At 58.7% G+C, this 12,263-nt stretch carries 12 protein-coding genes and 2 pseudogenes; 9 read left to right on the top strand and 5 right to left on the bottom strand.

Annotated elements, in window-relative coordinates:
• The first annotated feature begins 354 nt into the window (after nt 1–354).
• Together AC0QTX_RS22260 and AC0QTX_RS22255 are read left to right on the top strand one after the other, a co-directional pair.
• The gene (locus tag AC0QTX_RS22260; protein ID WP_474606008.1) at nt 355–759 is read left to right on the top strand and encodes a cupin domain-containing protein; all 405 of its coding nucleotides are present in this window, start codon (nt 355–357) and stop codon (nt 757–759) included.
• Nucleotides 760–884: 125 nt separating this feature from the next.
• Nucleotides 885–2,654, top strand: coding sequence for an adenylate/guanylate cyclase domain-containing protein (locus AC0QTX_RS22255; protein WP_474606007.1), 1,770 nt, complete (start codon nt 885–887; stop codon nt 2,652–2,654).
• Between the two features lie 124 nt (nt 2,655–2,778).
• On the opposite strand, the gene AC0QTX_RS22250 is transcribed toward AC0QTX_RS22255, so the two are convergent.
• A complete protein-coding gene (locus AC0QTX_RS22250) occupies nt 2,779–3,186 on the bottom strand; it encodes an OsmC family protein (protein WP_474606006.1) in 408 nt (135 codons plus the stop codon).
• Between the two features lie 197 nt (nt 3,187–3,383).
• Between AC0QTX_RS22250 and AC0QTX_RS22245 the strand changes: the two genes are divergently transcribed.
• The 3 genes and pseudogenes from AC0QTX_RS22245 to AC0QTX_RS22235 all read left to right on the top strand — a co-directional run bounded on the left by AC0QTX_RS22245 (nt 3,384) and on the right by AC0QTX_RS22235 (nt 5,581).
• Entirely contained in the window at nt 3,384–4,178 is a 795-nt protein-coding gene (locus AC0QTX_RS22245) for a Crp/Fnr family transcriptional regulator (RefSeq protein ID WP_474606005.1), read from the top strand.
• Nucleotides 4,179–4,245: 67 nt separating this feature from the next.
• Nucleotides 4,246–4,719, top strand: coding sequence for an N-acetyltransferase family protein (locus AC0QTX_RS22240; RefSeq protein WP_474606004.1), 474 nt, complete (start codon nt 4,246–4,248; stop codon nt 4,717–4,719).
• Nucleotides 4,720–4,879: 160 nt separating this feature from the next.
• A pseudogene (locus AC0QTX_RS22235) lies at nt 4,880–5,581 on the top strand (IS6 family transposase).
• Between the two features lie 75 nt (nt 5,582–5,656).
• On the opposite strand, the gene AC0QTX_RS22230 reads toward AC0QTX_RS22235, so the two are convergent.
• Together AC0QTX_RS22230 and AC0QTX_RS22225 are read right to left on the bottom strand one after the other, a co-directional pair.
• Nucleotides 5,657–6,118 (bottom strand): RidA family protein, encoded by a 462-nt coding sequence (locus AC0QTX_RS22230; protein ID WP_474606003.1) that lies wholly within the window; start codon nt 6,116–6,118, stop codon nt 5,657–5,659.
• A 47-nt stretch (nt 6,119–6,165) separates the two neighbouring features.
• On the bottom strand, nt 6,166–6,549 hold the full coding sequence (locus tag AC0QTX_RS22225) for a substrate-binding domain-containing protein (protein WP_474606002.1): 384 nt from the start codon (nt 6,547–6,549) through the stop codon (nt 6,166–6,168).
• Between AC0QTX_RS22225 and AC0QTX_RS22220 the strand changes: the two are divergent.
• The 4 genes and pseudogenes from AC0QTX_RS22220 to AC0QTX_RS22205 all read left to right on the top strand — a co-directional run bounded on the left by AC0QTX_RS22220 (nt 6,494) and on the right by AC0QTX_RS22205 (nt 9,731).
• A pseudogene (locus AC0QTX_RS22220) lies at nt 6,494–7,209 on the top strand (IS6 family transposase). The gene AC0QTX_RS22225 and the pseudogene AC0QTX_RS22220 overlap by 56 nt on opposite strands.
• Before the next feature lie 97 nt (nt 7,210–7,306).
• The gene (locus AC0QTX_RS22215) at nt 7,307–8,374 is read left to right on the top strand and encodes a spore photoproduct lyase family protein (RefSeq protein ID WP_474606001.1); all 1,068 of its coding nucleotides are present in this window, start codon (nt 7,307–7,309) and stop codon (nt 8,372–8,374) included.
• A gap of 251 nt (nt 8,375–8,625) precedes the next feature.
• Nucleotides 8,626–8,988, top strand: a complete 363-nt coding sequence (locus tag AC0QTX_RS22210) for a hypothetical protein (protein WP_474606000.1) — start codon at nt 8,626–8,628, stop codon at nt 8,986–8,988.
• Between the two features lie 248 nt (nt 8,989–9,236).
• Complete coding sequence (locus AC0QTX_RS22205) at nt 9,237–9,731, top strand: catalase family protein (RefSeq protein WP_474605999.1); 495 nt, start codon at nt 9,237–9,239, stop codon at nt 9,729–9,731.
• An 817-nt stretch (nt 9,732–10,548) separates the two neighbouring features.
• Here the strand turns inward: AC0QTX_RS22205 and AC0QTX_RS22200 are convergent.
• The gene (locus AC0QTX_RS22200) at nt 10,549–11,334 is read right to left on the bottom strand and encodes an SDR family oxidoreductase (RefSeq protein WP_474605998.1); all 786 of its coding nucleotides are present in this window, start codon (nt 11,332–11,334) and stop codon (nt 10,549–10,551) included.
• Complete coding sequence (locus AC0QTX_RS22195; RefSeq protein WP_474605997.1) at nt 11,334–12,260, bottom strand: dihydrodipicolinate synthase family protein; 927 nt, start codon at nt 12,258–12,260, stop codon at nt 11,334–11,336. Before AC0QTX_RS22195 ends, AC0QTX_RS22200 begins: the two co-directional genes overlap by 1 nt.
• Nucleotides 12,261–12,263 lie beyond the last annotated feature (3 nt).

Below are 12,263 nucleotides of genomic sequence, written 5' to 3'. Positions count from 1 at the left end.
CCTGCCGTTAATGGAGCCGAAGAGCTTTGTAACGAGGACCTCATCAGCTAACGCCAGCTCAATGACCTGGCCGCTGCGCTTCGTCTACATAGAGACAACCAGCCGCCCTCCCCGGATCTCCCGCCATTGATGCGGAAGCTCACAGTTGTACGGGGTGGGAAGACTGTGCCCCTCTGACATCCAGCCTGCTTGCTGTCCCCGAGATCGACCTCCATCCGAGCCAGATACCCTGAAAGCCTTTGGGAACTCCCAAGATTGTCAAAGATCTTAGCGGTCTAGCTGGCTTCGAACTCCAAGCTCAACGAGAACTGGATTGATGCTATAATGCTCATCCCTCACAGGGAGGAGCACGATATGAAGAGCATCGTTCTCGGAATCGCCTGTGCGTGCGTTGCCTTATCTGCCCAGGCGCAACAGAAATCACCACCGCCCTCACCTTTCATTCTCAAGGAGGTCACCACCAATTTCCCGAAAGCTGACCAACTTGAGGCGCGGGTCGAGACTGCAACCCTTGAACCGGGCAAGATCGGGGGATGGCACACCCATCCGACCCCTGTGGTCGTTTACGTGATCGAAGGCACGTTAACGGTCGAGATTAGGGGGAAGGACCCAATTGTTACCAAGGCTGGCGAAGCATACTTGGAGCCGATCAACACGGTCATGCGCGCGACCAATAAGGGCCAGACACCCCTGAAGTTTGTTGCATTTCAGGTGAGCCCACCCGAGGTTCCTGACTCGCAGCCAGCACCTGAGAACTGAGGCTCGCGAGCTTTGAAGACCCGTTCCGGCGGGTCTTCTCCTGATTGTCTCGGCGAAACTCGGAATAGGCTGGACAGGCCATCCTCCCCGCCTCAGAATCTGCCCAGAACTGCACCGGGGGTCTAATGGGTCCGCAGGAGCACAAGGTCGAACGACGGCTGGTAGCCATCTTTGCGGCTGACGTGGCAGGCTATTCACGCCTCATGGAGCAGGACGAGGTCCAGACCCTCAGAACCCTGACTGCCTATCGCGAGATCATGGACCGTCTCATTGCCGAGCACGCCGGCCGCATTGCCAACACCGCAGGTGATAGCGTGCTGGCTGAGTTCCCGAGTGCCGTTGATGCAGTCCGATGTGCTGTCGAGATTCAGAACACGCTTGCGTCCGTCAATGCGAGCAAGCCCGAGTTAGAGGGCCTTCAGTTTAGGATCGGCGTGCATGTCGGTGACGTGATGGTACGCGCAGGCGACCTGCTCGGGGACGGTGTGAACATAGCAGCCCGGCTGGAAAGCATTGCTGAGCCGGGTGGCATTTGCCTATCCGAGACTGCTCATGGGTATGTGCGAAAGGCCCTGCCGTTTGCATTCACAGATCGAGGACCACAGCAGGTCAAGAATATCGAGGAGGCCGTCCGAGCATATACGCTCAATGACACTTCATCTGCTTCAGCCGGAACAGAGCGCTCTAAACCACTTCCACTCCCCGACAAACCCTCCATTGCTGTCCTTCCCTTTATCAACATGAGCGGCGATCCAGCGCATGAGGTCTTCGCGGACGGCATGACCGAAGATCTTATCACAGGTCTCTCGCGTTTGAAGTGGCTGTTCGTGATCGCTCGCAATTCCACATTCACCTACAAAGGTAAGGCGGTGGATCTTCGTCAGGTTGGTCAGGACCTGGGCGTTCGGTATGTGCTCGAAGGCAGCGTGAGGGTGGCAGGCAACCGCATTCGTATCTCCGGCCAGTTGATCGAGGCGGCGAGTGGCAGGCACATCTGGGCCGAACGCTACGACAGGCAGCTTGACGATGTTTTTGCGGTTCAAGACGAGATCACAGCAAGTGTCGTCGCTGCTATCGAGCCACACTTGTATGCCGAGGAAGGTGCTCGGATCGCCAGCCAGTCACCTGAGAACATCAGCACATGGGGTCTCGTTGTCCGCTCAATCGGGTTAATCAGCAAGCTGGGACGCAAGGAAAATGAAGAGGCGCGATCTCTTCTTGAACGGGCCATTGCGATAGAGCCTACCTATGCGAAGGCCCATGCAATATTAAGCTGGGCTGTGTGGTGGGCATACTACAACTTCTGGCTTCCTGATGGCGAAGAAGGGATTGCCGAGGCCCAACGCCATGCGGAACAGGCGCTTGCTCTCGACCCTAGCGAGCCGTGGGCTCGCATGATGTTGGGTCTGTGTGTCAGCGCCGATGGTCAGCACGAACGCGCTTTGCCGGAACTCGAAGCTGCCCTGCGGGTCAACCCGAGTTTTGCGTTGGCCCACACGATCTACGGATGGGCATTGGCTCGGGCCGGAAGGTTCGATGATGCTGTCGCGGAGACGCAGACGGCTCTTCGCCTCAGCCCGGCGGACACATTCCTAAGCTTCTATGAATGGTTCCACGGCTTTACGCTCATGGTCAGTGGTCGTTTTGAGGATGCGCTTCCCTATCTTCGCAGAGGCATTGTCGCATTTCCAAATGTCCCTACTCATTACGCTGCGCTGATTAGCTGCTATGGCAATCTGGGAATCTTAGACCAGACGGAAACGCTTTTAGCACAGCGGAAATCCCTCGCTGCACCGCCGCTCACAGTCAGCTTGGTTCGGAACATGCTGCGGAAATATCCGTATGGCCCGCTTGTTGCGGAAGGACTGAGCAAGGCAGGTATACCTGAGAGTTGATTGGCTCAGGTTCTCTCGTCTGTCTCCTTAACCACTGCCGCCGTTCATAGCCTCAAGGGTCACGTCAGGTACCGTGACCCTAAGAAGAACCTATAGCAAGATGCGAAGTGGCGAGCTCTTTTCGCTACTTGACTGAGACACTGACGGGAACTCCACGAGAGATTGAATTGCTTACGATAGATGTTTGCCTCGCACGCTGAACAAGAGCGTCCAAATCTGAGTCCGCGTCCGCAGCCTCAATGGCAACCTGCATCTCCGCCGAGGTCGCAAGGAGCGGATTGCCGTTAAATGTCACCGTCACATCAACCGCGACCGATGACAGCCGGATGCCCATCTCATGAGCGACATAGTAAAGGTCATTGCAAAAGCACCTGCCGATAGCAAGTCCAAGCAATTGCCCACCATTAAACCCAAGCCCTTGACCACCTGCCCGTCCCTCTGGACGGTCCACGATCACAGAGTGAGCGCCTGCCCAACCAACTGACGCTTCCGTTTCAGGAATGCCACGCAACTTGACGGTCATTGTCGTCATACGGCCCCTCCCCGCTTGGCGTTTCTAATCTTACCGCATAAACTCTAGTCTTCAACTTTGCCAAGGCCGAAGATGCCCTTTCTCTACCACCCGTTGAATAACCCTACAGCATCACCAGTTCTCACCTGTTCGTGATAAGCTTAAGCGTACGGTTCTGCGTTACGCTCATAGACCCATAGGAGCGATGTAGCCGCATCTTGGCAAAGATTCCGCAACGAGATCATCGAGCTAATCGTCTCCTGGCGGTCCTGGAGCCTAACGACTTTGCCGCGCTGGAACCGCACCTTGAGATCGTCGACCTACCAAGGGGCATAGTGCTCTACGAGGCTGGCGAAACCATTCAACACACCTACTTCCCGCATGATGCCGTCGTTTCCCTTGTCGATGTCATGGAGGACGGGCGTGTAGCCGAAGTGGCGCTATTCGGGCGGGAGGGGCTGATTGGCCTCCTGAGTGCCATGATTAGCGGAGAAGCCCTCGGGCGCTATGTGGTGCTGGTCGCAGGCACCGCCTCGCGGATTCCGATCAAGCAAATGCGCGGGGTTCTCGTGTTGCGCTCCCGGCTGCGACGGCTGGTAGCCGCTTTCAACGAGGCGCTCCTCGCCCAAGCGTTTCACACCGTGGCCTGTAATACCCTCCACTCGGTCGAGGCCCGGTGCTGCCGCTGGCTTCTCACCACTCATGACCGGCTGGATCAGGACACCCTGCCCCTGACCCATGAAACACTGGCCGAGATGCTTAGGGTCCAGCGCTCCACGGTCAGCACCGTCCTGCGTGCCCTTCAAACCTCCGGCCTTATCGAGCAGCGCCGAGGCGGCATCGTCGTGACTGACCGCGCGGCTCTCGAACAGGCCACCTGTGAGTGTTACCGCAAAATCCGCATCCGTGTTGAGAAGGTTCTCCCCGGCACCTATGCTCACACAGATCGCGGCGGGCAGACTTCACTCACGGAGACGGTGCTGGCTATTCCTTCAAGCAAGCCCCGCCGCTGAGGTTGCATCAAAACGGCTGGTGCAATTTGGTATCCCGGTGCCAAAGCGATCATGGGATGATGTCGTCATGAGCACATCACATCCACCAGGACTGGACGCCTTCGGTCATCGCCTCATTATTGCGGATCAAACGGACGCGCCTGCCATCCTCAGCTTGGCACGGGCCTTCCATGCAGAAGATGGCCATCCCCTCAGCGACCAGGGCGAGCGTGCCCTCGGGCACCTTCTGGATGACCAGACCTATGGCCTTGTGTTCAAGATCGAAGGTTCTTCCGGCCTGATCGGCTACGCTGTCCTGTGCTTTGGCTATTCGGTCGAGCTAGGTGGGCGCGACGTGTTCCTGGACGACTTCTATATCATCCCCTCTGAACGAGGCCAGGGTCTGGGGCACTTCGTCATGGATGCGCTGATCGGCTTTGCACGGGAGGTGGGCTGTGCTGCCCTTCATCTTGAAGTCGTTGCCGGAAACCGCGCTGAGGGCTTCTACCGACGCCTTGGCTTTCAGGACCGAGGCAGCGCCTTTCTTACACTGCGGTTGTAGCAGCGCCGGTCCAGTTCACATGCGGCATGATCCAGAGTGCAGAACCCATTTATGGACCTTAAGATGACCAGCCGCCCTCCCCGGACTTTTCGCCCGTGATGCGGAAGCTGGCGTTGTCACGTTAACTCAGGTTTAACTACGACCGTGTAGACGGGCCGGCATGAGCAGGTCTGTCAGCTACAAACGTCACCGCTTCCCACCTCAGATCATCGCCCACGCTGTCTGGTTGTACTTTCGCTTTCCTCTAAGCTTGCGGCTGGTTGAGGAGATGCTGCTCGAGCGGGGCGTCCTCGTCTCCTATGAGACAGTCCGCCGGTCGGCGCTGAAGTTCGGCCCAGACTATGCTCGCCGCCTCCGTCGCAAGACGCCGAGCCGCCATGATGTCTGGCATCTCGACGAGGTCGTGGTCACCATCGCCGGTCAGAAGCACTGGTTGTGGAGGGCTGTCGACCAGGATGGCTACGTGCTCGACTAGATCGTGCAGACCCGCCGCAAGACCAAGGCGGCCAAGCGCTTGCTGAGGCGTCTGTTGAAGAAGCAGGGCGTGGCACCCAAGCGCATCATCACCGATAGGCTCCCCTCCTACGGAGCCGCCAAGCGGGAGGTTATGTCACGGGTCGACCACTGGTCGCATAAGGGCGTGAACAACAGGGCTGAGAACTCGCATGTTCCGTTTCGAAAACGAGAGCGGATGATGCAGGGTTTTCGGTCCGCAGGCGGCCTGCAGCGGTTCACCTCGGTCTTTTCTGCCGTCAGAAACTTGTTCGTTCCACCCCATTCCAGCCGCTCTGCCCTCGCCACCCACCTTCACCGCCTCAACGCAATGGTGCAATGGAAAGCCGCGGCGGGCGTGCTCGCCTGAAATCGGCAAAGCAGGGCTTGTTGTGGTCTCCCCAGGTTAACGTGACATCACCAATGGCCAGGCCTTCCCAAAAGCTCAAGGTCTGACCAGAAGGATTGCCTCAATCTCTACTGCCATTCGATTGGGCAGCGACCCCATACCGACGGCGGAACGTGCATGGCGACCAGCATCTCCGAGAACATCGACTAAAAGGTCTGAGCATCCGTTAATCACCTTCGGATGATCAGAGAAGTCTGCTTCGGCGTTTACCATGCCAAGCAACTTGACAACAGCCTCGATCCGATTGAGCTCACCGAGCGCCGATTTTGCAACAGCCAAGAGATTGAGGCCTGTGAGGCGAGCCTCTTCATAGGCCTCTTCGATTGAGATATCTCTTCCAAGGCGCCCTGGACGATATGTCCCGTCAAAACGCTTAGGCCCCTGCCCTGATAGGAATAGCAGATTACCCGCCCAACGATACGGTACGTAGTTGGCAACCGGACTTGGCGCTTCAGGCAGCGTCAGACCAAGGGCAGTTAGCTTCTCTTCAGGTGTCATTGCAAGTTCCTCGCCAAATTCGATGAGAGAATTGTCGGCGCACGACTTTATGTGCTCCCGCGTTTAACGAGCTCTAACGTGACAGTCTCGCTAGACACGTCTGTTGTTTCGCCGCTCAAGCGCGCAAGCAGCATCTCGCCAGCGCGGCAGCCGATCTGACGACAGTCCATTTTAATGATCGTCAAGCCGGGCGGGATTTCGGCCGCCAAGTCGCTGTCCCCAAATCCTGCGATCGCAATATCGCTCGGGACACGGAGACGACGCCTAGAGGCCTCAAGAAGAGCGCCCGTCGCCAGGAGATCATTGGCGCAAAAAACGGTTCTGTTGCAGCTTTGAAGCTTCCCACCACCCAGGCTGGGTTGAGAGGGTCTCAAGGTGACGGCAGGTAAGAAGAACCCGTTCAAGGGTCGGCAGTTCACGGCGGAGATCATCCTATGGGCGGTGCGCTGGTATCTGCAGTTCCCCATCAGCTATCGTGATCTCGAGCGGATGTTTGCGGACCGCGGCGTTAAGGTGGACCACACGACCCTCTTTCGCTGGATTCAGGTTTACGCTCCCGAACTGGACAAGCGCGTCCGTCCGCACCTGCGCATGACCAATGGCTCCTGGCGCGTGGACGAGACATATATTCGTGTAAAGGGCGCGTGGGTTTATCTCTACCGTGCAGTCGATGCGGCCGGACAGACGATTGACTTTCTCCTTTCGGTTAAGCGTGATGCGGCTGCTGCCAAGCGCTTCTTCGGAAAGCCTTGAAGCAGGCACATACAGTCAATCCGCGGACCATCACGGTCGACAAAAATGCAGCCTATCCTTTAGCGACGAAGGCTATGAAACGTGCCGGAGAGCTCTGGCAGTTCGCCAAACTCCGACAGGTGAAGTTCCTGAACAACATCGTCGAGCAGGATCACCGGCGGATCAAGCGGCTGGTCAGGCCTGGGCTGGGGTTCAAGAGCTTCGTGTCTGCCTCACAGACGATTGCCGGCTATGAGGCGATGGCGATGATCCGCAAGGGACAGGTCGTCGGCGTACCACCCAATGACATGGGCGCTCAGCGTGACTTCATTACTACCCTGTTCGGCGCAGCCGCGTAACCAGCGCCCTTGTCCAGCCTTCGCTTGACCTGTGTCAGGAGTTGCAACAGAACCCCTATGCCCTACGCATCGGGAGAGCGGACCGTTGGATCCTTGTATGGCCCTCCCGAAGCAGTTGATCGACATTGAGCGGATCTACCTTGAGCCAGTGGTGGAAACCTACACGCGTGGCCAGGAGATCCTGGCCAAGTACCCGGATGCCGAGCGGCACTACGTCGACTCGCACTGGAAGATCCCGTCCCTGCACGGCAACGAGGGCAATGCCGAGGATTGGCTCAGGATCAAGCGCAGCAGCTTGGTGCTTGGCGTCAAGAAGGGACTTACCATGCGTCCGAACGGCCGCAGCGCCCACTTCATCGCCCCCTCGACGTCGAACGGCTGTGCCATGGCCTGCGCATACTGCTATGTTCCGCGTCGCAAAGGCTATGCCAACCCGATCTCCATCTTCGTCAACATCGAGGAAGCGTGCGCTGCCATCGAGCGGCATGCGGGGCGGCAGGGCATCCTGCCTGCGCCCGACCAGATCGATCCGCAGCACTGGGTCTATGACATCGGCGAGAATGGCGATCTCTCGGTCGATGCCTCCATCTGCGACAATGTTCGTGATCTTGTCGGCCTATTCCGGCGCCTGCCGAACGCCAAGGGCTCGTTTGCGACCAAGTTCGTGAACCGGGATCTGCTATCTTACGATCCCCAGGGCAAGACCCGCATTCGCTTCTCGCTCATGCCGGAGAAGATTGCCAAGGTTGTTGATGTGCGAACCTCACCCATCGCCGAACGCATCGCAGCTGTGAATGACTTCGTGCGCGCCGGCTATGAGGTACACCTGAACTTCTCGCCTGTCGTTGTCCACGAGGGTTGGGAGCAGGATTACCAGCCGCTGTTCGAGCAGATCGATGACGTGCTCTCGCCCCAAGCCAAGGAGCAGCTGCGGGCTGAGATCATCTTTCTCACGCACAATGAACAGCTGCACGAGGTGAACCTGCGCTGGCATCCAAAGGCCGAGGAGTACCTGTGGCGTCCTGACCTGCAGCAGGTCAAGCGCTCCGAGGGCGGCATGTTGAACCTGCGCTACAAGGTGGCCTGGAAGCAGCAATGGCTTACGCGCTTTCAGGATCTGTTGGCGGACAAGCTCCCCTATTGCGGAGTTCGTTACGCATTCTAGCGCATACTGCATCTACATCCGCGTCGGCGGGCGGATGGAAACCCAAGAGCCTGGGCCGACATAGCCGCTGAAGATCAAACGATTGATCCTCTTTATCTGCTCCTTCGGGCTAACCGCCGGCTACAGGGTGCGGCTTCTGGGATTTGGGAACGATGATTATCGGAACCCTCCCATAGCAGATGGGTTGTCGGACATCACTGGCGCGTGGGAGCCTACCGCCCTGCTCCTCCCCACCCTGTCGGGAGCAATCCATGTCAAAATCTGATATCCCTCCGACACACACGATCAATCCCGTTGATCAGCCGCCGGACTCCGACAGCCCCACCGCCGCCATGCTCAAGGCTGACATAGACAGCGGTGCGAGCGGCGACAAAACAGAGGTGTTCGATCCAGGCATGGCCATGCTGGGCACCTGTGAGGAGGCTTCCGGTACTCCCCTGACGCCTTCACAGCTTGCCTGGGCCCGGCGTCAGGAATCCTTCCATCGCTGGAGGAACGGCCTTAAGGCCGGGATCGCCCACAACAAGCGGGATGGCTTTCCCACCATCTTTGTCGGCTTCATTGTCCTTGTGGGTGTCATTCTCATTAGCGGGATCTCCATGATCCGTGTCTGACATCTTAAGGCTACGCATTTCCATCGACACCGCACCCAATCAGGCCCAATAATGTTACCGCCCGGAACTCCCTGCACTATCTACCCTACGACGACGCTGTAGAGACGATTCCACCTGACGAGGACCACACCGTACAGGAGATCATTGCCTCGCTTGCCCGGGTGAGCCAAACCCTCGCCAAGCGATACGAACATGCGGTTCGCCCCTCGCATGGCAAAAGCCATGGCCTGCTGAAGGGGACACTTACGGTGCTTCGCAGACTGCCCGAGCCCTTGGCCCAAGGCCTCTTTGCCGTACCCAATACCTATCCCTTAGTCGCTCGTCTCTCCACCGAGCCCGGAGAGCTTCTGACTGACACCATTCACACACCACGAGGAATTGCCCTCAAGGTGATTGGCGTACCGGGCCCGATGCTCGGCGGGCATGAAGGGGAAATCACACAGGACTTTCTGCTCAGCTCCGGCCGGCGCTTCGCGGTGGCAGACCTGAAGGGCTTCCTCAGAGTGCAGCGTTTCCTTGAAGGGATCTCGGACCTGCCTGAGGGAGCAAAGCTAGCCGGCACGGCGCTCGGGTTTGCTGCAAACAAGGCGCTGCATCTCGTCGGGTCCGACAGCGTGTTGCTGGACTTCTTCGGGCATCCTCACATTCATCCCTTGGGCGAGAGCTATTTCAGCCAAGCGCCCCTGCGGTATGGCCGCTATGTGGCAAAGCTTGGCTTGTTTCCGGTGTCGGAGGAACTGTAGAAGTTCGTTGGCACGACCTTGGATCCGTCCAGTGGCACTGGGGCCCGTGTTTACGAGATCTGCCAGCTCCGCGTTGAAGATATTCTTCAGATCGAAGGCCATTGGTGCATGTGTATGGCGGCAGAAGCTGGCTCTCTCAAGAACATCGGTTCGGAGCGCGTGGTACCACTGCACCCCGCCCTATTCGAATCTGACTTCCTCCGATTTGTGCAATCGGTTGGCTCACGACCTCTATTCAAAAGCCTGACACCAGATCGCTTTGGCAGCCGCGGCGGAAACGGTACGAAAGTTCTCAGTCGTTGGATTCGTGGACTTGGCCTGACTGACCCGCGCCTGTCACCAAACCACAGCTGGCAGCATCGTCTGAAAACCCTTGCACGGAGACATGGGCTCGACACTAGCATCATTGATGCTGTGACGGGACACCGTCGGCGCACGGTTTCGGATACCTACGGCGAATTTCCGGTAGAAGCTCTTGCGCGAGAACTCCATAGAATACCCACGCTTGACCTCATACAACCTGAACAAGGCGCTAAGGGCCGCTAACGGAAAGGCGCCCAGGAGAGGATTGTGCCACAAGTGGCTTAACCCTAGCAAAATCAATAACTTATGTCCGACCCGATCTGCTCGTGTGTACCACCATTGTGTACTCATGTCGAGCCGTTGAACGGTACTGTAGGGATCTGCTGTGGGCCGCTGAAGGCGATTGCTTTGCCTGGCTGTTCGTCAGGGCTGCACACAGGCGTGCCCCTCGCCCGGGCCTTCCACAATTCAGGGAGAGGTCGAGGGCGAAGAGGCGTAAGGCTGGAGCGGCCGATCAGATCGAACGCGTGGCACCGCCGTCGATGCGGATTTTCGAGCCCGTCACGTAAGAAGCGCGCTCACTGGCAAGAAAAGCTACCACATCGGCGAATTCTTGCGAGCGGCCGTAGCGGCCGACCGGAATGCTTGCCATTGAGGCCTTCGCCACAGCCTCGACGGACGAGTTGCTGCGGTCGGCGGCAGCCTTGTCGAGTTGATCGACGCGCTCGGTGTGAATGCGGCCCGGCAGCACCACGTTGACGGTGATTCCCTGTGCCGCCACTTCGGACGCAAGGGTCTTCGACCATCCGATCACTGCGGACCTGATTCCGTTGGACAGCGCCAGGCGCGGGATTGGCTGTTCGACGCCGGAGGAGGCAATGGTGATGATCCGTCCCCAGCCGCGTTGAGCCATGGGCGGCAGCAGGCACTGCGTCAGGTGAAAGAGGTTCGCAGCCATAGCCTCGAAATGGACGAGCCAGTCCTCGCGTTTGGCCTCGCGCGCTTCCGCTGGTGGCGGACCACCGGAGTTCCCGACGAAGATGTCGACCCCACCCGTCTCAAGCAGCCGGCCGCATAGGACATCGACGGATGCGACGTCCGAGAGATCGAGCTGCGCGGCCCTCACGCGACCGCGGATGTCCGCCGGGAGTTCGCCAATCCAACCATCGATCGCCTCCACACGGCGGGCTGCGGCTATGACGGTCGCTCCTTCCGCCGCAAGAGTCTTTGCTATTGCTGCGCCGAGACCGCGGCTCGCGCCGATCACAAGCGCTCGTTTTTCATTCAGTCCTAGGTCCATTAGCCAATCTCCGCAAGGCGACGTGTCTGGCGATCGATCAAACGCTCGATATCGGCAATATCGGAGCTGGAGAGCTTGGGGCCAGGCTTGCGCAGGGCTCCCGAAGCAATGGCTCCGCGCTTGGCCAGCGTATATTTCCGGATCGTCAGGCCAAGGCCCGGCTGCTGCTCGTAGCGGGCAAGCGACAGATAGGCGTCGAAGAGGTCATGAGCACGCTCCACGTCGCCCGCCGCGTAAGCTTTCCCGACATCTACCATCATCTCAGGATAGGCAAATCCCGTCATGGCCCCGTCGGCACCACGTCCCAGCTCCTCCGGAAGGAACATGCCGCCGTTTCCGACCAGGATCGAGATGCGCCTCTCGCCCTTCTCGCTCGCTGCGCGCAGAGCGGAAATCTTGGAAAGACCTGGCCAATCCTCATGCTTCAGCATCACACAGGTCGGCAGAGCCTTCACGATGCGCAGGATCGTCGCCGGCGAGATCTGCACGTTTGTCACCAAGGGAAAATCCTGGAGCACGAAGGGTGTATTTCCGAGAGTTTCGGCGACTGCCTCATAATAATTGTAAATCTGATCGTCGGTCCTGAGGTTGCCGGGCGGCGCCACCATGACGCCGGCAGCGCCTTCGGCCATCACGCTCTCGGACAACTCGCGCATGGGTGCAAAGCCGGGAGCCGACACGCCCACAACCACCGGAACGCGGCCACCGACCCGAGCCAGGACGCGCTTCACAAAGGTGTTCGACTCGGCGCCGGTCAGCTTGGGGGCCTCGCCCATCATGCCCAGCACAGTCAGACCGGTGGCGCCCTTCCCGAGGTAGAAGTCGACCATCCGATCGGTGCTCTCCAAATCGAGAGCACCGTCATCGGCGAAGGGAGTGACAGCAATGACGTAAACGCCCTTGGCGCTTTCATCGAGCAATGCCATGAA

The sequence above is a fragment of the Microvirga sp. jy35 genome, assembly GCF_056148915.1.
Note: the sequence above shows the minus strand (reverse complement) of the source record. Positions and strands in the feature narration are given on the sequence as shown.

Coding starts and splice junctions, on each gene's coding strand:
- AC0QTX_RS22260 (WP_474606008.1), top strand. CDS start 355: ATGAAGAGCATCGTTCTCGGAATCGCCTGTGCGTGCGTTGCCTTATCT.
- AC0QTX_RS22255 (WP_474606007.1), top strand. CDS start 885: ATGGGTCCGCAGGAGCACAAGGTCGAACGACGGCTGGTAGCCATCTTT.
- AC0QTX_RS22250 (WP_474606006.1), bottom strand. CDS start 3,186: ATGACGACAATGACCGTCAAGTTGCGTGGCATTCCTGAAACGGAAGCG.
- AC0QTX_RS22240 (WP_474606004.1), top strand. CDS start 4,246: ATGAGCACATCACATCCACCAGGACTGGACGCCTTCGGTCATCGCCTC.
- AC0QTX_RS22230 (WP_474606003.1), bottom strand. CDS start 6,118: ATGACACCTGAAGAGAAGCTAACTGCCCTTGGTCTGACGCTGCCTGAA.
- AC0QTX_RS22225 (WP_474606002.1), bottom strand. CDS start 6,549: ATGATCTCCGCCGTGAACTGCCGACCCTTGAACGGGTTCTTCTTACCT.
- AC0QTX_RS22215 (WP_474606001.1), top strand. CDS start 7,307: ATGGCCCTCCCGAAGCAGTTGATCGACATTGAGCGGATCTACCTTGAG.
- AC0QTX_RS22210 (WP_474606000.1), top strand. CDS start 8,626: ATGTCAAAATCTGATATCCCTCCGACACACACGATCAATCCCGTTGAT.
- AC0QTX_RS22200 (WP_474605998.1), bottom strand. CDS start 11,334: ATGGACCTAGGACTGAATGAAAAACGAGCGCTTGTGATCGGCGCGAGC.
- AC0QTX_RS22195 (WP_474605997.1), bottom strand. CDS start 12,260: ATGGCATTGCTCGATGAAAGCGCCAAGGGCGTTTACGTCATTGCTGTC.